We start from the raw sequence: 19,557 nt of genomic DNA, 5'->3' as shown, positions 1-19,557 counted from the left end.
TCAGGTTTTTAATACGAATAAGGGTGCCGGACGCAGGTTTTTTCCGTGTATACACCTCTACATCATACATGATGTATGCCACCGCGTTACGCTTTCGCACTGTTACAGTGCAGTTGCGCTTGTAACAGTGCGCGCGCTGTCGCAGGGCGCGTGCGAATGCGTTCAAACCAGTTATACACCGCCGGGTAGGTATCAAGATCGATTCGCTGACGCTGATGTGCGTTAACCCACGGCCAACTGGCGATATCCGCAATACTGTAGTGGTCGCCGCCCAGCCACGGGGAGGTTTCCAGGCGTTTATTCAGGACGTTGTATAAGCGTTGCGTTTCAACCTGATAGCGTTCAATCGCATAGGGGATGGCCTGCGGCGCAAAATGGTTAAAGTGATGATTCTGGCCCAGCATCGGCCCTAACCCGCCGACCTGCCAGAACAGCCATTGCAGTGTGGTATGGCGTTCACGCAGCTCCCCGCTAAGCAGTTTGCCGCTTTTTTCCGCCAGGTAGAGAAGAATTTCACCGGATTCAAAAAGACTAAGCGGTTGACCGCCGTCTGCCGGGGCGTGATCGACGATGGCAGGAATTTTATTATTGGGAGAGATAGCCAAAAAATCAGGGCGAAACTGATTGCCCTTGCTGATATCTACTTTTAGCAAACGATACGCCAGCTCCGCCTCTTCCAGAAACAGCGTTATTTTATGCCCGTTGGGCGTGGGGGCGTAGTAAAGGTCAATCATTTTGGCTCCTGCATGTGCGTAAAGAGTCTGGGCTGAATTAAGTATAGAAAGCCTCCTGATGTGTGTGAGTTTTCATCAGGTGACAGCAGGCGAAAGACGCTATATTTTGGGAAGAAACTTAATACGCCCTCAAGAGGACATTATGAGTAAGCCTGTTATTGTGCTGTGGTCGGATGCGAACTTTTTCTCTCCCTACGTCTTGTCCGCCTGGGTGGCATTACAAGAAAAAGGGCTTTCCTTTACTCTGAAAACCCGCGATCTGGACCAGGGAGAACATCTGCAACCTGGCTGGCGGGGATATGCGCTGACGCAGCGCGTACCGGTGCTTGAGGCCGACAATTTTGAGTTGAGCGAGTCGTCCGCTATTGCGGAATACCTGGAGGAGCGTTTCGCGCCGCCGCAGTGGGAGCGTATCTACCCGCACGATTTACAAAAACGCGCCCGCGCGCGACAGATTCAGGCGTGGCTACGCAGCGATTTACTGCCGCTTCGCGAAGAACGGCCTACCGACGTGGTGTTTGCCGGGGCGAAAAAAGCGCCGCTAAGCGAGGCTGGAAAAGCCAGCGCGGCAAAACTGTTTGCGACGGCTGAAGCGCTATTGGGGCAGGGGACGCAAAATTTATTTGGTGAATGGTGCATTGCCGATACCGATCTGGCATTGATGATCAATCGTCTGGCGCTGCATGGCGATGACGTGCCGGCGTCGCTGGCGGCGTATGCGACATTCCAGTGGCAGCGTGCTTCCGTACAGCGTTTTATTGCGCTTTCCTCGAAGCGTTCAGGCTGAAAATCTATTCATATTCCAGTATCATAACGCCGTTTTTCACAACGAGGAGTGAGCGATGAAACTGATGTTCGCATCGGACATTCATGGTTCTTTACCCGCCACGGAACGCGTGCTTGAGCGGTTCGCGCAAAGCGGCGCGCGTTGGCTGGTGATATTAGGCGATGTCCTTAACCACGGGCCGCGAAATGCGCTGCCTGAAGGCTATGCGCCCGCCCAGGTCGCCGAACGCCTGAACGCGGTGGCGACGCAAATCATTGCCGTGCGCGGCAACTGCGATAGCGAAGTGGATCAGATGCTGCTGCATTTCCCGATAACTGCGCCGTGGCAGCAAATATTGACGCAAGAGAGGCGGCTATTTTTAACGCATGGGCACCTCTTCGGGCCGACGAATCTGCCCGCTCTGCATACTGGCGATGTGTTGGTTTATGGTCATACGCATCTGCCGGTGGCGCAACAGCAGGAAGGACTGTATCACTTTAATCCTGGGTCAGTGAGCATCCCGAAAGGCGGGTATGCAGCAAGCTACGGTATTCTGGATGATAATGTGTTGAGCGTAATCGCACTCAATGATCAAAGTATCATTGCGCAGGTTGCAATTAACTCGTAATTTACCTCACAAACGTAAATGCGCCGTAAGAGCGCCAGAAATAAGAAGGTTTCCTGATGGTGGAACAGCGTCGTTTGGCAAGTACGGAATGGGTGGATATTGTGAATGAAGACAATGAAGTCATTGCACAGTCCAGCCGGGAACAGATGCGTGCGCAACGCTTACGGCATCGTGCGACGTATATCGTCGTTCATGATGGTATGGGTAAAATTCTGGTGCAGCGTCGTACCGAAACAAAAGATTTTTTGCCCGGTATGTTAGATGCTACCGCAGGCGGCGTGGTCCAGGCTGATGAGCAGCTACTGGAATCTGCCCGCCGCGAAGCGGAAGAAGAGTTGGGTATTGCAGGCGTGCCGTTTGCCGAACACGGTCTGTTTTACTTTGAAGACCAACATTGCCGGGTTTGGGGCGCGCTGTTTAGCTGCGTTTCCCACGGGCCTTTCGCGCTTCAGGAAGATGAAGTCAGCGAAGTGTGTTGGCTGACCCCGGAGGAGATCACCGCGCGCTGTGATGAGTTTACGCCGGACTCGCTCAAAGCGCTGGCACTGTGGATGACCCGCAACGCCAAAAACGAAGCCGCGCTTCAGGAGAAACCGGAAGAGACGGAATAAGCGTTTTAGCAGCTTTCCCGCATACATAAACTGGAGGCGATGGATTTTCGATCGCTCCAGTTTCCCTGATTTAACCTTTCCAACAGCGCCCGTCCGGCTTCACTGCCAATCTTACGGTGCGGTACGGCCATGGTGGTTAACGGCGGCTGGCAGACCCGGCTGACATCGCTATCGCCAAACCCGACCACCGCTAAATCGTCCGGAACTTTGATCCGCCGTCGTTGGCACTCGTATAACGCGCCGCAGGCCAGCTCATCCGATACGCATACCAGCGCGTCCAGCTCCGGCCACGCCAGTAAAAACTCCGGCAGTTGCGACGCGCCGGTAGAAAAATTGGGCGGCAAGGCGGCATTAATCACCCGGTTTGGCGACATATGGTGGCGAAGCATCGCTTTGTACCAGCCGTGCAGATGTTGCTGAAAAATCCACTGCTCCTGATTGGCGCATAGTAGCCCGATATTCTGATAACCGCGCTGAATCAGCATTTCCGTCAGCTCATACATTGCCGCAACGTTATCAATACCGATATTCATATCAATAGGATCGCTGCGAATCGCGCCCATCTCCATCACCGGGATAGAGGCATTTTTCAGCCACTGGCGCACGGTAGTGCTATGTTCGACGCTAAGCAGAATCGCCGCGGCAATGTTGGAGGCCAGCAGCGTTTCGAGCAGCTTCTCCTCTTGTTCCACGCGATGCTGCGATTCCGCCAGCATAATCTGGTAGCCAGCGGGCTGTAAAATTTGTTGCAGCCCGGCGAACATTTCAGAACACCCCGCTTCCGCAAGGTTCGGTACGACCATTGCGATGGTGTGCGAGGAGGCAGACGCCAGCGCGCTGGCGGCGAGATTAGGCATATAGCCCAGCTCATGCACTGCCGCTTCAATTTTTTCCCGGAGTTTATCAGAGACCTGTTCCGGCGTGCGTAAGGCGCGTGATACGGTCATCGTGCCTACACCGGCAAGTTGGGCTACATCGGCGATAGTCACTTTACCGGTACTGCGCCGTTTACGGGGTATCGACATACAAATTCCTGCGTCATTACAACATGTTGAGATGCTTTTTTATTGTCGTTCTTTGCTTCGCATGACTGGCAGTATACGCCTTAAATCCGCTTTTTTGCTGTGATTTCACACCATGATTTTAATTTGATAGCGCTATCACAATTCTGAGTAATAGTCGCTGGTAGCGCTATCTTTGTGATAACGATCGCAGCTAATATCGAATGGCTTGAATAAAGTTTGTTCATAATTTCATACACCGTGGGGGCGAATAACATGCTGGGAACCTGGTTATCTGACGCAACCATCACGCTACAGGAGAGCGTGGAAACGTGGCCGCAGGCGCTGGAAATTTGCGGCAAACCCCTGCTGGACGCAGGTGTTATCGCACCGGAATACATTACGGCGATTGTTCAGCAGCACCAAAAGCTTGGGCCGTATTATGTATTAGCGCCAGGGTTAGCGATGCCGCATGCGAGGCCGGAAGAGGGGGCGAAAGGGTTAGGTTTATCGTTACTGAAACTACAGCGCGGCGTTTCATTTGGCGCAGACGAATTTGATCCGGTTGACATCATTATTATGCTGGCGGCGCCTGATAAGCACAGTCATATCGAAATGATATCGGCGCTGGCGGAATTATTTTCCAGTGATGTAGATATGGAAAAATTACATCAGGCAAAAAACCTGGAGGACATTAAAACGATTATTGACCGTTTCTGATTTTATTCCATTTTCTTGCGGTAAATAACATTACGCCCGTGCGTGATGCAGACCAACTCTACTTTTAAAAGGTGACAATAATGAAAATCATGGCAATTTGCGGTTCCGGCCTGGGTAGTAGTTTTATGGTAGAAATGAACATTAAAAAAGTATTAAAGAAACTCAATATTGACGCTGAAGTGGAACACTCCGATCTCTCATCGGCCACGCCCGGGGCTGCCGATCTTTTTGTAATGGCCAAAGATATTGCGGCCAGCGCCAGCGTACCGGAAAGCCAACTGGTGGTGATCAATAACATCATCGACATCAACGAACTGGAAACGCAGCTGCGCGCATGGTTCGCTAAACAATAATTATTGCTGGCGAGGTGGATATGTTTATCCTTGAAACGCTGAATTTTGTTGTTGATATTTTAAAAGTGCCCTCGGTGCTTGTAGGGTTAATTGCGCTGATTGGTCTGGTGGCGCAGAAAAAAGCGTTTTCCGATGTGGTAAAAGGCACGATTAAAACCATTTTAGGTTTTATTGTGCTTGGCGGCGGCGCAACCGTACTGGTGGGTTCATTAAATCCGCTAGGGGGTATGTTTGAACACGCTTTTAATATTCAGGGCATTATTCCTAATAATGAAGCGATAGTCTCAATCGCGCTGGAAAAATATGGCGCGTCCACGGCGTTAATTATGGCATTTGGTATGGTGGCCAATATTGTCGTGGCGCGCTTTACGCGTCTTAAATATATCTTTTTGACCGGGCATCACACCTTTTACATGGCCTGTATGATTGGCGTAATCCTGACCGTGGCGGGGTTTGAGGGCGTAGGGCTGGTCTTCACCGGATCGCTGATCCTGGGGCTGGTGATGGCTTTCTTCCCGGCGTTGGCCCAACGTTATATGAGGCGGATTACCGGTACCGATGACATTGCGTTTGGTCACTTCGGTACCCTGGGATATGTGCTTTCCGGCTGGATTGGCAGCCTGTGTGGTAAAGGCTCCCGCTCCACGGAAGAGATGAACCTGCCGAAAAACCTCAGTTTTTTACGCGACAGTTCTATCTCGATTTCGCTGACCATGATGATTATCTATCTGATCATGGCAGTCAGCGCAGGGCGTGAGTATGTCGAAGCGACGTTTAGCGGCGGGCAAAACTATCTGGTGTACGCCATCATCATGGCAATCACCTTCGCCGCCGGCGTATTCATCATTCTGCAAGGCGTCCGTCTGATTCTGGCGGAAATTGTTCCGGCCTTTACCGGCTTTTCAGAAAAACTGGTGCCAAACGCGCGTCCGGCGCTGGACTGCCCGGTGGTGTATCCCTATGCCCCTAACGCGGTACTGATTGGCTTCCTGTTCAGTTTTCTCGGCGGGCTGGTGGGGCTGTTCCTGCTTGGACAGATGAAGCTTGTGTTAATCCTGCCAGGCGTTGTGCCGCACTTCTTTACCGGCGCGACCGCAGGCGTCTTTGGCAATGCCACCGGCGGTCGCCGCGGGGCGATGATCGGCGCATTTGCTAATGGTCTATTAATCACTTTCCTGCCAGTGCTGTTACTGCCGGTTCTCGGCGCGATCGGCTTCGCCAATACCACGTTCTCGGATGCTGACTTTGGCGTAATCGGTATTTTGCTGGGCAACCTGGCGCGTTATCTGTCGCCGATGGCTATCACGGGGCTGGTGGTGGCGCTATTCGCGCTACTGGTGGCGTACAACGTGTTGGCCAAAAACAAAAAAGCGACTGCCGAAGTGCAGGAAAATAGCGGAGCGAAAGAATGAACGTAACCGAAATCACCCAACTGGCGCGCGACATTCGCGTCGCCACGCTCAAATCCTTAAACCATCTTGGCTTTGGTCACTATGGCGGCAGCATGTCGGTAGTGGAGACTCTGGCGGTTCTGTACGGCGCGGTGATGAAAATCGACCCTGCCGACCCGGACTGGCCGGAGCGCGATTACTTCGTACTGTCGAAAGGCCATGCGGGCCCCGCGTTGTACAGTACCCTGGCGATTAAAGGCTATTTCCCGCTCGAAGAGCTGAATACGCTTAACCAGAACGGCACCCGTCTTCCCAGCCATCCGGATCGGCTAAAAACGCGCGGCGTGGACGCCACGACCGGCTCACTGGGACAGGGCATCTCTATTGCGGGCGGAATGGCGTTGTCGCATAAACTGGCGCGGCGACCCAACCGGGTATTTTGCATTGTCGGCGATGGGGAGCTGAATGAAGGGCAGTGCTGGGAGGCGTTTCAGTTTATTGCCCACCACCGCCTGAATAATCTGACCGTTTTCATTGACTGGAATAAACAGCAGCTTGACGGCGAACTGGAGGAGATTATCAATCCATTCGATCTGGAAGGGAAATTCCGCGCGTTTGGTTTCGATGTCGTCACCGTCAAAGGCGATGATATCGCCGGACTACTGGCGGTGGTTCAGCCTGTGCCGCCCGCCGATGCCCAGCCACGGGTAGTGATCCTTGACAGCATTAAAGGGCAGGGGGTGCCATGCCTGGAGCAGTTAACGAATTCTCACCACTTACGCCTGACGGATGGCATGAAGCAGACGCTCAATGAGGCCATTCATCAACTGGAGGTCATGCATGATTAAGCTTGCGCCCGCAGGGCTTAAAGACGATATCGAAATGCGCAAAGTTTACGCCGGTTTTGTCGCCGGGCAGATTGAGGCCGGAAGCCCAATTATTGCGCTTGAGGCTGATTTAATGAGCTCAATGGCGATGGACAGCGTGGCGCGTGACTACCCGCAGCATGTCATTAACTGCGGTATTATGGAGGCGAATGTGATTGGCACTGCGGCGGGGCTGGCGCTGACCGGTCGCAAACCGTTTGTGCATACTTTTACCGCTTTTGCCAGCCGTCGCTGTTTTGATCAGCTCTTTATGGCGCTGGATTATCAGCGTAACAACGTCAAAGTGATCGCCTCCGATGCCGGAGTGACGGCGTGCCATAACGGCGGCACCCATATGTCTTTTGAAGATATGGGGATTGTTCGCGGGCTGGCGCACTCCGTAGTACTGGAGGTGACGGATGCGGTGATGTTCGCGGATATTTTACGCCAACTAATGGACCTGGACGGTTTTTACTGGCTACGTACCATCCGTAAGCAGGCGCGGAGTATCTATGCGCCAGGCTCTACCTTTACCATTGGCAAGGGCAACGTACTGCGCGAGGGCGATGATATTACGCTTATCGCCAACGGCATTATGGTGGCGGAGGCGTTGGAGGCGGCGCGCCAACTGGAGCAGGAAGGCGTGAGCGCCGCGGTCATTGATATGTTCACCTTAAAGCCTATCGATCGCATGTTGGTGAAAAACTACGCGGAAAAAACGCGGCGTATCGTCACGTGTGAAAACCACAGCATCCATAATGGACTGGGGTCAGCGGTGGCGGAAGTGCTGGTGGAAAACTGCCCGGTGCCGATGCGCCGTGTTGGCGTCAAAGAGCGTTATGGGCAGGTAGGAACGCAGGATTTCTTACAACAAGAGTACGGACTCACCGCCGAAGCGATTGTAGAAGCCGCGAAATCACTGCTTTAATCATGGAGATATTGCCGGATGGCGCTGATGCTCATCCGGCATTTTGGATTAATGATATCCCATCATTTGCGCGCCAATGACGACCACGCTGGACATAATAAACAGTAGTCCCAGCAGCGACGCCCCCACTTTTAGCCAGTTGCGAAAATCGACCCGGCATACGCCCAGCGTGGCCATCAGCGAGGCCGATGTCGGATAGATAATATGGCTGAAGCCATCGCCAAACTGGAAGGCCAGAACAGTCACCTGACGGTTAACGCCGACCAGATCGCCGAGCGGCGCCAGTAATGGCATGGTTAACGCCGCCTGGCCCGAACCGGACGTGACAAAGAAATTAAATACCGCCTGGAAGAGCAGCATAAACCAGGCGGCGATAGCATTATTAAGCCCGCTGATGCCATGAGCGATACTGTTAAGCAACGTATTGAGCACGCTGGGTTCCCCGGCTTCGCCGTTGCCGACCAGCAGCAGAATGCCTTTGGCAAAACCCACCAGCAAGGCGGGCGCGATCATCATCCTCGCCCCTTCGGTGAATGAGGACGCCATCACGTTGATCGTCATACCGTTGAGGCGGAAGATAACGCCGATGAGGCCGATCACCACGCCCATGGTGAAAAACTGGCTGGCGATCTCCGGAATAAACCAGGCGTGGACAATCACGCCCCAGACGACCCAAATCATTACGCCGGTCAGGACCAGCAGTACCAGCCAGTCACCAAAGGTGAAAGGGCGCTGGACGACTTCATCCTGCTGTTCGCGGAAATAGCGATCGGATTCGTGGACGCGGGACAGCAGCGGATTCTTTTTCACGCGTGAGGCGTAGACCAGCGTAAAAACCAGCCCAATCAGCGTGGCGACAATCCAGACCACAATACGCAGCCCGGAGCCGGAAAGTACCGGCACGCCGGCAATCCCCTGGGCGACGACTACGCAGAAAGGGTTCATCCACGAACTGGCAAAGCCAATTTGGGTGGCGATATAGGTCACCAGGACGGTGGTAATGCTGTCATAGCCCAGCCTGACCATCAGCGGGGCTATGATAATTGCAAAGGCGACCGCCTCTTCGCCCATGCCAAATACGGCGCCCCCTAACGAAAAGAGGACAAATAGCACCGGAATAAACAGGACTTCGTTGCCCCGCGTGTGGCGAATAAGCGCCAGAATGCCGTTATCCACGGTGCCGGTACGCATCACGATGCCGAATGCGCCGCCAATCACCAACATAAACATAATGATGCCGACGGCAGTGCCGAATTTCGATCCGGATGTTAACCCTTCAAACGGAAAATTCATCAGCCCTGGTCTTTCATCGCCAGTAGTGAAAAATTGTACGCGATGATACTGCGCTTCCCCGGCCTCATTGGTCACAATGCGAAAAGAGTGCGGGTCGACGACTTTGCGGGTTATTGTCTGACCATCGACCTGATACTGCACTTCCTGGCTATCAAACATCCCAACGGGGACGACCCAGGTGGCGATACTGGTTAAAATGGCGACAAAAAAGATGATGACCAGCGTATCGGGCATTGCCCATTTTCTGGCTGTTTTTGATTCTGTAACGACAGACATGACAGACTATCCCTGTTGCAAAGCAAAGAGGCTAAGTATGAGAAGAAGGGAATAGTTATTCATTGATGCAGCGCAGTTAAGCAAAAAATTCCGCTTTGCAGGGTAAATAGCAGAATGCCGGACGGCGATGCTAACGCGTCTTATCCGGCCTACAACGGTATCTCACCTGTAGGCCGGACAAGGCGTTCACGCCGATCCGGCATTAGCTTTTACTGTTACTGCTGCTGTTGGGAAGCCTGGATCGCCGTCAGGGCGATGGTATAGACGATATCGTCAACCAGCGCGCCACGGGACAGGTCGTTCACCGGCTTGCGCATACCCTGCAGCATCGGCCCGATGGAGATCAGGTCGGCAGAACGCTGTACCGCTTTGTAGGTGGTGTTACCGGTGTTCAGATCCGGGAAAATGAACACGGTAGCGCGACCCGCAACCGGCGAGTTCGGCGCTTTGGATTTCGCTACGTCAGCCATGACCGCGGCGTCGTACTGCAACGGACCGTCGATCATCAGGTCAGGACGTTTTTCCTGCGCCAGACGCGTCGCTTCACGTACTTTCTCTACGTCGCTGCCCGCGCCAGAGGTGCCGGTGGAGTAGGAGAGCATTGCCACACGCGGTTCGATGCCGAAGGCAATGGCGGAATCCGCAGACTGAATCGCGATTTCTGCCAGCTGCTCTGCAGTCGGGTCTGGGTTGATTGCGCAGTCGCCGTAAACGTAAACCTGTTCCGGCAGTAGCATAAAGAACACAGAAGAGACCAGGGAGCTACCCGGCGCCGTTTTAATAAGCTGCAGCGGCGGACGGATGGTGTTGGCGGTGGTATGAACCGCGCCGGAAACCAGGCCGTCGACTTCGTCTTGCTCCAGCATCAGCGTGCCGAGCACCACGTTGTCTTCCAGCTGTTCGCGGGCAACCGGTTCGGTCATGCCTTTGCTCTTACGCAGCTCGACCAGGCGAGCGACATAGCTTTCACGCACCACTTCCGGATCGACGATTTCAATACCTGCGCCCAGCTCAACGCCCTGAGATGCCGCGACGCGGTTGATTTCATCCGGGTTGCCCAGCAGAACGCAAGTGGCGATGCCGCGTTCAGCGCAGATTGCCGCCGCTTTGACGGTACGCGGTTCGTCGCCTTCCGGCAGCACTACGCGTTTACCGGCTTTACGCGCCAGCTCAGTCAGTTGGTAGCGGAACGCCGGCGGAGAGAGACGACGGCTACGCTCGGAAGTGGCGGTCAGCGACTCGATCCACTCAGCGTTAACGTAGTTCGCGACGTATTCCTGAACTTTCTCGATGCGCTCATGGTCATCAACCGGGACTTCCAGATTGAAGCTTTGCAGGCTCAGCGAAGTCTGCCAGGTGTTGGTGTTCACCATAAAGACCGGCAGACCGGTGGCGAATGCGCGTTCGCACAGTTTAGAAATGCGCGCGTCCATTTCATAGCCGCCGGTCAGCAACAGGGCGCCGATTTCTACGCCGTTCATCGCGGCCAGGCAAGCTGCGACCAGTACGTCCGGACGGTCAGCGGAGGTCACTAACAACGATCCTGCGCGGAAATGTTCCAGCATATGCGGAATACTACGCGCGCAGAACGTAACGGATTTAACGCGGCGGGTTTTGATATCGCCTTCGTTAATGATGGTGGCGTTCAGGTGACGCGCCATATCGATAGCGCGGGTCGCAATCAGGTCGAAGCTCCACGGCACCGCGCCCAGAACCGGCAGCGGGCTGGATTCCTGCAGTTTAGCAGGATCGATTTTGATCACCTGCGCTTTGGAAGAGTCGTCAAAAATCTCCGACAGATCCGGGCGAGTACGGCCTTGTTCATCAACCGGCGCATTCAGTTTGTTGATGATAACGCCGGTGATGTTGGTGTTTTTCGCGCCGCCGAAGCTGCTGCGCGTCAGTTCGATACGCTCGTTCAGCTGTTCTGGCGTGTCGGTACCCTGAGACATGACAAAAACGATTTCCGCATTCAGCGTTTTCGCGATTTCATAGTTCAGAGACTGAGCGAACTGATGTTTACGGGTCGGAACCAGACCTTCAACCAGCACCACTTCCGCGTCTTTGGTATTCGCATGGTAGTTCGCGATGATCTCTTCCATCAGCACGTCTTTCTGGTTGCTGGAGAGCAGAGATTCAACGTGGCTCATCTTCAGCGGTTCAGCCGCCGGCAGGGTAGAGTTCGCGCGAACGATAGTGGTGGTCTGGTCAGGCGCATCGCCGCCAGCGCGAGGCTGGGCGATAGGCTTAAAGACGCTCAGACGAACGCCTTTGCGTTCCATAGCACGGATGACGCCGAGGCTGACGCTGGTCAGGCCGACGCTGGTTCCGGTAGGGATCAGCATAATAATACGGGACACGGTTTATCCTCTTTCGTTACCGTCTTTTGGGGACGGGTTACAAAACAGCACCGCCAGCGAGGCTGGCGGTGTGAAATCAGGCAGTCAGACGGCTCGCGTCCTGCGCGATAACCAGTTCTTCGTTGGTTGGGATCACCACCGCCGGACGGGTACCTTCTTTGTTGATGAAACCAGATTTGCCGAAGCGGGCCGCCAGGTTACGTTCGTGGTCGACTTCAAAGCCCAGCACGCCCAGTTTACCCAGAGACAGTTCGCGAACCATCGCGGCGTTTTCACCGATACCGCCGGTGAACACGACTGCATCCAGACGACCGTCCATCAGAGCGGTGTAAGAACCGATGTACTTCGCCAGGCGGTGGCAGTAAACATCCATCGCACGTTTTGCGTCTTCTTTGGTGGTGTAGTTGTCTTCAACATAACGGCAGTCGCTGGTCACTTCAGTCAGACCCAGCAGACCGGACTCTTTGGTCAGCATTTTGTTGATCTGATCCACGCTCATGCCCAGAGTGTCGTGCAGGTGGAAGATAATCGCAGGGTCGATATCGCCGGAACGGGTACCCATGACCAGGCCTTCCAGCGGGGTCAGACCCATAGAGGTATCCACGCATTTACCGTTACGGATAGCGGAAACAGAACCGCCGTTGCCCAGGTGGCAGGTGATAATGTTCAGTTCTTCTACCGGCTTGTTCAGCATTTTTGCCGCTTCCTGAGTTACATAGAAGTGGCTGGTGCCGTGTGCGCCATAGCGACGAACGCCGTGTTCTTTATACAGGCTGTACGGCAGGGCATACAGGTAAGATTCTTCCGGCATGGTCTGATGGAAGGCGGTGTCGAATACTGCAACGTTTTTATCTTTCAGCTGCGGGAAAGATTTCAGCGCTTCGGCGATACCAATCAGGTGAGCCGGGTTATGCAGCGGTGCGAAAGAGGCGGAATCTTTGATGCCCTGAATGACGGACTCATCAATGACTACGGAGCTGGTATACTTCTCGCCGCCGTGTACGATACGGTGACCAATTGCAGTTAACTGCGCAGACAGTTCTGGTTTTTGTGCCAGAATAGTGTTAACGATAAAGTTCAGCGCTTCACTGTGAGCGGCGCCTGCACCTAAAGCCGCTTCTTGTTTACTGCCGTCCATTTTCCATTTGATGCGTGCTTCTGGCAGATGGAAACATTCGGCTAAACCAGAAAGGTATTCATCACCATTAACTGCATCAATAATTGCAAATTTCAGTGAAGAACTACCGCAGTTCAGAACCAGTACTAACTTACTCGACATGGAAGTACCTATTTATGATACGTGGCTAAAAAAACGTCAGTGAGCCATAGAGCGTAGCGCATGATAGCCCTGACATTTATGATTAACATCATGCGCAGGAGTTTTTTTGGGCATGATGGAAGAAATACCTTTGAGTCTATGCCATTTTGCGTATTTTTCAGCCAATGGCATACTATGTGTAATATTGACGACTCAATGATTTTAAACTACCGGCCTTTGACAGGCCGACACAGGATACCTGATAGTGGGTATCGAAGACAAAATGTTTTGAACGTTGTCCCTCGCAGTTGTTGTTTTGCACAAATTTTTTAAATTTTATATGTGAAGTTGAGGTAGGCCATGTCGACACCGGATAATCGCTCCGTAAATTTTTTTAGCTTATTTCGCCGGGGGCAGCACTACGCGAAGACGTGGCCGATGGAAAAGCGGCTGGCGCCCGTTTTCGTCGAAAACCGCGTCATTCGTATGACGCGCTATGCCATACGATTTATGCCGCCTGTCGCCGTCTTTACATTATGCTGGCAGATAGCGCTGGGCGGTCAGTTAGGTCCGGCCGTGGCGACCGCCCTGTTCGCCCTGAGCTTGCCTATGCAGGGATTATGGTGGTTAGGGAAACGTTCTGTGACGCCATTGCCGCCTTCAATCCTTAACTGGTTTTACGAAGTTCGCGGTAAATTGCAGGAGGCTGGACAAGCGCTGGCGCCGGTAGAAGGAAAGCCGGATTACCAGGCATTAGCTGACACGCTTAAGCGCGCCTTCAAACAACTGGATAAAACTTTCCTGGATGATTTGTAATTGACCCCGGATTACGCATATAAAAGAAGGCATACCAATGCCTTCTTTTTTTCATCGCCATAGCGTGATACAGGAGTTCAAAATGGAAATGACCAACGCGCAACGTCTGATTTTGTCTAACCAGTACAAAATGATGACGATGCTCGATCCCACCAACGCCGAGCGTTACCGTCGCTTACAAACAATTATTGAACGCGGCTACGGCCTGCAGATGCGCGAGCTGGATCGCGAGTTTGGCGAGCTGACGGAAGAGACCTGTCGTACCATCATCGATATTATGGAGATGTACCATGCGCTGCACGTCTCCTGGACCAACCTCAAAGATACGCAAGCCATCGACGAACGTCGCGTCACCTTCCTGGGGTTTGACGCCGCGACGGAAGCACGTTACCTCGGCTATGTCCGTTTTATGGTGAATATAGAAGGACGCTACACTCACTTTGACGCCGGGACACACGGCTTTAATGCCCAGACGCCGATGTGGGAAAAATACCAGCGGATGTTGAATGTCTGGCATGCCTGCCCGCGTCAGTACCACCTGAGCGCGAATGAAATCAATCAAATCATTAATGCCTGAGGAGGCTCGCGTGCAGTGTAAAGGTTTTCTGTTTGATCTGGATGGAACGTTGGTTGACTCATTACCTGCCGTCGAACGCGCGTGGTGTAGCTGGGCCGATCGTTTTAACCTTGCTCATGATGAGGTGCTGGGCTTTATTCATGGCAAACAGGCGATCACCTCGTTGCGGCATTTTATGGCGGGTAAATCGGAGGCGGAAATTGCCGCTGAGTTTACGCGCCTGGAGCAAATAGAAGCCACTGAAACCGCAGGGATCACCGCGTTGCCGGGGGCAGTCGATTTACTCAATCACCTGAATAAAGCGGGCATTCCGTGGGCTATCGTCACCTCCGGTTCAATGCCGGTCGCGCGTGCGCGCCATCAGGTCGCGGGCCTTCCAGCGCCAGAGGTGTTTGTCACCGCCGAACGAGTCAAACGCGGCAAACCGGAGCCGGATGCGTATTTGCTGGGCGCACAACTGCTTGGCCTGGCCCCTCAGGAGTGCGTCGTAGTAGAAGATGCCCCGGCTGGCGTGCTGTCCGGGCTGGCTGCGGGCTGCCACGTCATTGCGGTCAATGCGCCGGCCGACACGCCGCGTCTGGCGGATGTTGATTTTGCGTTGGATAGCCTGACGCAATTATCGGTCGCTAAACAACCAAACGGCGATGTGGTGGTATTAAGAAAGACCTGATCATGATATCGCCCCGCTTTGGCGGGGCATATTTATGGCAGAATCGCGTTATCTTCTCATCTGACAAGGATATGTTGTGAACGGTGAATTGATTTGGGTTCTCTCTTTACTGGCGATTGCCGTCGTGTTGTTTGCGACGGGCAAAGTACGTATGGATGCGGTGGCTTTATTCGTCATTGTTGCTTTTGTCCTTAGCGGTACCTTGACCCTTCCGGAAGCCTTCTCCGGCTTTAGCGATCCGAATGTCATTCTTATCGCCGCCTTATTTATTATTGGCGACGGCCTCGTGCGCACCGGCGTTGCGACGGTGGTCGGTACCTGGCTGGTTAAAATGGCGGGCAGCAGTGAAATCAAAATGCTGGTTTTACTGATGATCACCGTCGCCGGACTTGGCGCTTTCATGAGTTCAACCGGCGTGGTGGCGATCTTTATCCCCGTTGTTCTTAGCGTTTCTATGCATATGCAAACCTCGCCTTCGCGCCTGATGATGCCGCTGAGTTTTGCCGGGCTTATCAGCGGAATGATGACGCTGGTGGCGACGCCGCCGAACCTGGTGGTTAACAGTGAACTGCTGCGTGAAGGCCTGCACGGGTTCAACTTTTTTAGCGTGACGCCGCTGGGGATAGTGGTGTTGGCGCTCGGCATTGTTTATATGCTGGTGATGCGCTTCATGCTAAAAGGCGATGCGCCCGGACAACAGGCCGGTAAGCGGCGCACTTTCCGCGATCTTATCCGCGAGTACCGTCTGACGGGGCGCGCTCGCCGTCTGGCGATTCGCCCCGGTTCGCCAATGGTGGGACAGCGGCTGGACGACCTTAAACTGCGCGAACGTTACGGCGCCAATGTCATCGGCGTTGAACGCTGGCGGCGCTTTCGGCGGGTTATCGTCAATGTGAACGGCGTATCGGAGTTTCGCGCTCGCGACGTTCTGCTGATTGATATGTCGGCGGCGGAGGTTGACCTCAGAGAGTTCTGCGCCGAGCAACTGCTGGAACCGATGGTATTGCGTGGAGAATATTTTTCCGATCAGGCGTTGGATGTCGGGATGGCGGAAATTTCGCTTATTCCGGAGTCTGAACTGATTGGCAAGTCGGTGCGTGAAATCGCTTTCCGTACACGTTACGGGCTGAATGTGGTCGGCCTGAAACGCGACGGCGTCGCGCTGGAAGGGTCGCTGGCCGATGAGCCGTTATTGATGGGCGATATCATTCTGGTCGTGGGGAACTGGAAGTTAATCAGCCTGCTGGGGCAAAAAGGCCGCGACTTTGTGGTGCTGAATATGCCGGTCGAGGTCAGCGAAGCCTCTCCTGCGCACAGCCAGGCGCCGCACGCCATTTTCTGCCTGGTATTGATGGTGGCGCTGATGTTGACCGATGAAATTCCCAACCCGATCGCGGCGATTATCGCCTGCCTGCTGATGGGAAAATTTCGCTGTATTGATGCTGAAAGCGCATATAAAGCGATCCACTGGCCGAGCATTATCTTGATTGTGGGTATGATGCCGTTTGCGCAGGCGTTGCAAAAAACCGGCGGCGTCTCTCTGGTCGTGCAAGGGTTAATGAATATCGGCGGCGGCTATGGGCCGTATATGATGCTGGGATGCCTGTTCGTGCTGTGCGCCGTCATAGGACTGTTCATTTCTAACACGGCAACGGCGGTGCTGATGGCGCCGATTGCGCTGGCGGCGGCGAAATCGATGGGGGTGTCGCCCTATCCGTTTGCGATGGCGGTGGCGATGGCGGCATCCGCCGCCTTTATGACGCCGGTTTCATCGCCGGTCAATACTCTGGTTCTGGGGCCGGGAAACTATAGCTTTAGCGATTTTGTGAAGCTTGGCGTGCCGTTCACGCTTATTGTGATGGCGGTTTGTATTGTGATGATTCCGATGTTGTTTCCGTTTTAACCCCTGGCTGGAAAAGGCCTGATGGCGCTACGCTTATCAGGCCTACGGGAAGAACGGTAGGCCGGATAAGGCGTTAGCCGCCATCCGGCAACTAAAGCGGTGAATCCTGGCTTATCTCGTCAAGAGAGAGATGGAAACTTGGTACGAACACCGCCATAAAATAGTCCATCTCCTGGCTGCGACGTAATTCCAGCGTTTTTTCCAGCCGCGTTTTTGCCAGTCCAAACTCATTGTTTCCCGCTGAGAGCTCCTCCAGGCATTTCAGGTAGGCGCAAAGCGCATCGGCCTGTTTTACGATTGCCTGTTCTTCTTCGCTCCAGGCATTCTCATCAATAAGCGGTGCGAAAATATCGCGTAATTCATCCGGCGCCATATCAACCAGCTTTTGCTGGGCGATTTTTTCGATCGCTTTATATTCCTGAGCTATCTGGGAATTAAAATATTTTACCGGCGTCGGCAGATCGCCGGTCAGTACTTCCGAGGCATCATGATACATCGCCAGAAGCGAGATGCGTTCAGCATTGAGCTGACCGCCAAATTTACGGTTTTTTATCGCCGCCAACGCATGGGCGACCATCGCCACCTGCAGACTATGTTCGGAGACGTTTTCCGTACGCACGTTACGCATCAGCGGCCAGCGGTTAATCAACTTCATGCGGGAGAGATGGGCGAAAAAATGGCTCTGCTTCATAGATTACCTTTTGTTTTCACTGCGGCAGACTTCATTGTGCGGGGAGGGGGATGAAGATGCAATTCAGGCTACCGAAGTAGCCTGAATTTAAGATTATTGATGGTAACCTGAGAGGAAACGCCCAAAACGGTTGATGGCCATCTCCAGGTCATCTTCACGCGGTAGCGTCACAATGCGGAAGTGATCCGGCCACGGCCAGTTAAAGGCGGTACCTTGCACCAGCAGCACCTTTTCCTGTAGCAGGAAGTCCAGCACCATCTTCTGATCGTCGTGAATATTAAAACGTTTAGCGTCGATCCTGGGGAACATGTACAACGCGCCGCGCGGTTTTACGCAGGAAACGCCGGGAATATCGTTAATCAACTCCCAGGCGCGGTTACGCTGTTCATACAGTCGACCGCCCGGCAGAATAAATTCACTAATGCTTTGATAGCCGCCGAGCGCGGTCTGAATAGCATGTTGCGCCGGGACGTTGGCGCACAGGCGCATTGAGGCTAACATCTCCAGCCCTTCAATATAGCCTTTCGCATGTTTTTTCGGCCCGTTCAGCACCATCCAGCCCTGGCGGAAGCCGGCGACGCGATAGGTTTTAGACAAACCATTAAAGGTGATGGTCAGCAGATCAGGCGCCAGTGCGGCGATAGAGTGATGCTCGGCATCGTCATAGAGAATCTTGTCATAAATTTCATCGGCGAAGATGATGAGATTATGCTCGCGCGCAATGTTGACAATTTCCATCAACAATTCTTTAGAATAGACGGCGCCAGTAGGGTTGTTTGGATTAATAATGACAATACCACGCGTACGTGGGGTGATTTTGGCGCGGATATCGTCAAGGTCCGGGAACCAGTCGGAAGATTCATCGCAAAGATAATGTACCGCCTTGCCGCTGGAGAGCGATACCGCCGCTGTCCATAACGGATAATCGGGCGCGGGAACCAGCATTTCATCGCCACTGTTAAGCAACGCCTGCATCGCTTGAACGATCAGCTCGGAAACGCCGTTACCGATATAGATATCTTCCACGGTTACATCGCGCATTCCACGGGCCTGATAATGCTGCATAATCGCTTTACGGGCAGAATAAAGCCCTTTCGAGTCGCAATATCCTTGCGCCGTCGGCAAATTACGAATGACATCGACCAGAATTTCGTCCGGCGCTTCGAATCCGAAGGGGGCGGGGTTGCCGATATTCAGTTTAAGAACTTTATTACCTTCTTCCTCAAGGCGTTTCGCTTCTTTCAGAACGGGGCCACGAATGTCATAACAGACATTTTCGAGTTTGCTGGATTTTTCAATGGGGGACATGAATCTTGACCTTTTAGCTGTTATTGCCACTCCCTGCCGTGGAAGTCAGCACGAAACAATGTACTCCCACGACGGTGAGTTTTGAAGAGTGAACAGAAGAAGATTTTGTTTATTTTTAACGCGCTTTCGTGCTGTTTAAAACTTCATAAAATCATTTGGTTAGATGTATTTTCTATTTTTGTTTGTATGTATAGTGTTTTATTCTATGTGATTGTGCGTAATGTGGTTTTTTATGTTGTCAGAAATTATCTGTTTTATGAGAGATAAGCATTCATCATTAGTGTCGCGTCGGCTATTTCGGAAATACTGAGTATTAAAGGTAAAATGAGAAGGTTAGACCTTTCCGGCGGCGGGGGGTGTGAAACTATTGTTAAGTATAATTAATGAATGGTAGAAATCTTAATTAA

At 53.2% G+C, this 19,557-nt stretch carries 19 protein-coding genes; 12 read left to right on the top strand and 7 right to left on the bottom strand.

Annotated elements, in window-relative coordinates; translation table 11 throughout:
* Positions 1-86: 86 nt before the first annotated feature.
* Positions 87-734: a GSH-dependent disulfide bond oxidoreductase gene (yfcG, locus tag EOS97_RS01360; RefSeq protein ID WP_000566562.1), complete on the bottom strand. Its 648-nt coding sequence runs from the start codon at positions 732-734 to the stop codon at positions 87-89.
* Positions 735-876: 142 nt separating this feature from the next.
* On the opposite strand from yfcG, the gene yfcF reads away from it, so the two are divergent.
* From yfcF to yfcD, 3 genes are read left to right on the top strand one after another with little or no spacing between them, the layout of a single operon-like run.
* Positions 877-1,521: a glutathione transferase gene (gene yfcF / locus EOS97_RS01355; protein ID WP_000043010.1), complete on the top strand. Its 645-nt coding sequence runs from the start codon at positions 877-879 to the stop codon at positions 1,519-1,521.
* Positions 1,522-1,576: 55 nt separating this feature from the next.
* The gene (gene yfcE, locus EOS97_RS01350) at positions 1,577-2,128 is read left to right on the top strand and encodes a phosphodiesterase (RefSeq protein ID WP_000772458.1); all 552 of its coding nucleotides are present in this window, start codon (positions 1,577-1,579) and stop codon (positions 2,126-2,128) included.
* A 56-nt stretch (positions 2,129-2,184) separates the two neighbouring features.
* A complete protein-coding gene (yfcD, locus tag EOS97_RS01345; protein ID WP_000230215.1) occupies positions 2,185-2,739 on the top strand; it encodes an NUDIX hydrolase YfcD in 555 nt (184 codons plus the stop codon).
* A 5-nt stretch (positions 2,740-2,744) separates the two neighbouring features.
* On the opposite strand, the gene EOS97_RS01340 is transcribed toward yfcD, so the two are convergent.
* Positions 2,745-3,764, bottom strand: a complete 1,020-nt coding sequence (locus tag EOS97_RS01340; RefSeq protein ID WP_000026949.1) for a LacI family DNA-binding transcriptional regulator — start codon at positions 3,762-3,764, stop codon at positions 2,745-2,747.
* A gap of 252 nt (positions 3,765-4,016) precedes the next feature.
* Between EOS97_RS01340 and EOS97_RS01330 the strand changes: the two genes are divergently transcribed.
* From EOS97_RS01330 to EOS97_RS01310, 5 genes are all read left to right on the top strand, one after another.
* On the top strand, positions 4,017-4,460 hold the full coding sequence (locus tag EOS97_RS01330; protein ID WP_000901810.1) for a PTS sugar transporter subunit IIA: 444 nt from the start codon (positions 4,017-4,019) through the stop codon (positions 4,458-4,460).
* Positions 4,461-4,540: 80 nt separating this feature from the next.
* Positions 4,541-4,813, top strand: a complete 273-nt coding sequence (locus EOS97_RS01325) for a PTS sugar transporter subunit IIB (protein WP_000699818.1) — start codon at positions 4,541-4,543, stop codon at positions 4,811-4,813.
* A 20-nt stretch (positions 4,814-4,833) separates the two neighbouring features.
* Positions 4,834-6,225 (top strand): PTS ascorbate transporter subunit IIC, encoded by a 1,392-nt coding sequence (locus tag EOS97_RS01320; protein WP_001522266.1) that lies wholly within the window; start codon positions 4,834-4,836, stop codon positions 6,223-6,225.
* A complete protein-coding gene (locus EOS97_RS01315) occupies positions 6,222-7,052 on the top strand; it encodes a transketolase (RefSeq protein ID WP_001103256.1) in 831 nt (276 codons plus the stop codon). The genes EOS97_RS01320 and EOS97_RS01315 overlap by 4 nt, the downstream gene beginning before the upstream one ends.
* Positions 7,045-7,998, top strand: coding sequence for a transketolase family protein (locus EOS97_RS01310; RefSeq protein ID WP_000593026.1), 954 nt, complete (start codon positions 7,045-7,047; stop codon positions 7,996-7,998). The genes EOS97_RS01315 and EOS97_RS01310 overlap by 8 nt, the downstream gene beginning before the upstream one ends.
* Positions 7,999-8,046: 48 nt before the next feature.
* On the opposite strand, the gene yfcC is transcribed toward EOS97_RS01310, so the two are convergent.
* The 3 genes from yfcC to ackA form a co-directional block, all read right to left on the bottom strand.
* A complete protein-coding gene (gene yfcC / locus EOS97_RS01305) occupies positions 8,047-9,567 on the bottom strand; it encodes a putative basic amino acid antiporter YfcC (RefSeq protein ID WP_127836105.1) in 1,521 nt (506 codons plus the stop codon).
* Positions 9,568-9,782: 215 nt separating this feature from the next.
* A complete protein-coding gene (gene pta, locus EOS97_RS01300) occupies positions 9,783-11,927 on the bottom strand; it encodes a phosphate acetyltransferase (protein ID WP_000086692.1) in 2,145 nt (714 codons plus the stop codon).
* A 76-nt stretch (positions 11,928-12,003) separates the two neighbouring features.
* Complete coding sequence (gene ackA, locus EOS97_RS01295) at positions 12,004-13,206, bottom strand: acetate kinase (protein WP_000095692.1); 1,203 nt, start codon at positions 13,204-13,206, stop codon at positions 12,004-12,006.
* Positions 13,207-13,545: 339 nt separating this feature from the next.
* On the opposite strand from ackA, the gene yfbV reads away from it, so the two are divergent.
* The 4 genes from yfbV (at position 13,546) to EOS97_RS01270 (ending at position 17,151) form a co-directional block, all read left to right on the top strand.
* Positions 13,546-14,001 carry a terminus macrodomain insulation protein YfbV gene (gene yfbV / locus EOS97_RS01285; RefSeq protein ID WP_000106617.1) on the top strand — a complete coding sequence of 152 codons (456 nt, stop codon included), beginning with the start codon at positions 13,546-13,548 and terminating at the stop codon, positions 13,999-14,001.
* Between the two features lie 82 nt (positions 14,002-14,083).
* A complete protein-coding gene (locus EOS97_RS01280; protein WP_000426135.1) occupies positions 14,084-14,578 on the top strand; it encodes a YfbU family protein in 495 nt (164 codons plus the stop codon).
* Positions 14,571-15,248, top strand: coding sequence for a sugar phosphatase (locus EOS97_RS01275; protein WP_001555201.1), 678 nt, complete (start codon positions 14,571-14,573; stop codon positions 15,246-15,248). Before EOS97_RS01280 ends, EOS97_RS01275 begins: the two co-directional genes overlap by 8 nt.
* 76 nt (positions 15,249-15,324) lie before the next feature.
* A complete protein-coding gene (locus tag EOS97_RS01270; RefSeq protein ID WP_001012857.1) occupies positions 15,325-17,151 on the top strand; it encodes an SLC13 family permease in 1,827 nt (608 codons plus the stop codon).
* Positions 17,152-17,242: 91 nt separating this feature from the next.
* On the opposite strand, the gene yfbR is transcribed toward EOS97_RS01270, so the two are convergent.
* Positions 17,243-17,842: a 5'-deoxynucleotidase gene (gene yfbR / locus EOS97_RS01260; RefSeq protein ID WP_000813885.1), complete on the bottom strand. Its 600-nt coding sequence runs from the start codon at positions 17,840-17,842 to the stop codon at positions 17,243-17,245.
* A 93-nt stretch (positions 17,843-17,935) separates the two neighbouring features.
* Complete coding sequence (alaA, locus tag EOS97_RS01255; RefSeq protein ID WP_000074540.1) at positions 17,936-19,150, bottom strand: alanine transaminase AlaA; 1,215 nt, start codon at positions 19,148-19,150, stop codon at positions 17,936-17,938.
* Positions 19,151-19,557: the final 407 nt, after the last annotated feature.

This window comes from Salmonella sp. SSDFZ54 (assembly GCF_004010735.1).
Lineage (GTDB): Bacteria > Pseudomonadota > Gammaproteobacteria > Enterobacterales > Enterobacteriaceae > Salmonella > Salmonella enterica.
The sequence above is the reverse complement of the archived record's forward strand: the minus strand, read 5'-3'. Positions and strand labels throughout refer to the sequence as shown.

Coding starts and splice junctions, on each gene's coding strand:
- EOS97_RS01315 (WP_001103256.1), top strand. CDS start 6,222: ATGAACGTAACCGAAATCACCCAACTGGCGCGCGACATTCGCGTCGCC.
- EOS97_RS01325 (WP_000699818.1), top strand. CDS start 4,541: ATGAAAATCATGGCAATTTGCGGTTCCGGCCTGGGTAGTAGTTTTATG.
- yfcC (WP_127836105.1), bottom strand. CDS start 9,567: ATGTCTGTCGTTACAGAATCAAAAACAGCCAGAAAATGGGCAATGCCC.
- yfbR (WP_000813885.1), bottom strand. CDS start 17,842: ATGAAGCAGAGCCATTTTTTCGCCCATCTCTCCCGCATGAAGTTGATT.
- EOS97_RS01320 (WP_001522266.1), top strand. CDS start 4,834: ATGTTTATCCTTGAAACGCTGAATTTTGTTGTTGATATTTTAAAAGTG.
- EOS97_RS01280 (WP_000426135.1), top strand. CDS start 14,084: ATGGAAATGACCAACGCGCAACGTCTGATTTTGTCTAACCAGTACAAA.
- yfcG (WP_000566562.1), bottom strand. CDS start 734: ATGATTGACCTTTACTACGCCCCCACGCCCAACGGGCATAAAATAACG.
- ackA (WP_000095692.1), bottom strand. CDS start 13,206: ATGTCGAGTAAGTTAGTACTGGTTCTGAACTGCGGTAGTTCTTCACTG.
- EOS97_RS01310 (WP_000593026.1), top strand. CDS start 7,045: ATGATTAAGCTTGCGCCCGCAGGGCTTAAAGACGATATCGAAATGCGC.
- EOS97_RS01330 (WP_000901810.1), top strand. CDS start 4,017: ATGCTGGGAACCTGGTTATCTGACGCAACCATCACGCTACAGGAGAGC.
- yfcF (WP_000043010.1), top strand. CDS start 877: ATGAGTAAGCCTGTTATTGTGCTGTGGTCGGATGCGAACTTTTTCTCT.
- yfbV (WP_000106617.1), top strand. CDS start 13,546: ATGTCGACACCGGATAATCGCTCCGTAAATTTTTTTAGCTTATTTCGC.
- EOS97_RS01275 (WP_001555201.1), top strand. CDS start 14,571: ATGCCTGAGGAGGCTCGCGTGCAGTGTAAAGGTTTTCTGTTTGATCTG.
- yfcE (WP_000772458.1), top strand. CDS start 1,577: ATGAAACTGATGTTCGCATCGGACATTCATGGTTCTTTACCCGCCACG.
- EOS97_RS01340 (WP_000026949.1), bottom strand. CDS start 3,764: ATGTCGATACCCCGTAAACGGCGCAGTACCGGTAAAGTGACTATCGCC.
- yfcD (WP_000230215.1), top strand. CDS start 2,185: ATGGTGGAACAGCGTCGTTTGGCAAGTACGGAATGGGTGGATATTGTG.
- alaA (WP_000074540.1), bottom strand. CDS start 19,150: ATGTCCCCCATTGAAAAATCCAGCAAACTCGAAAATGTCTGTTATGAC.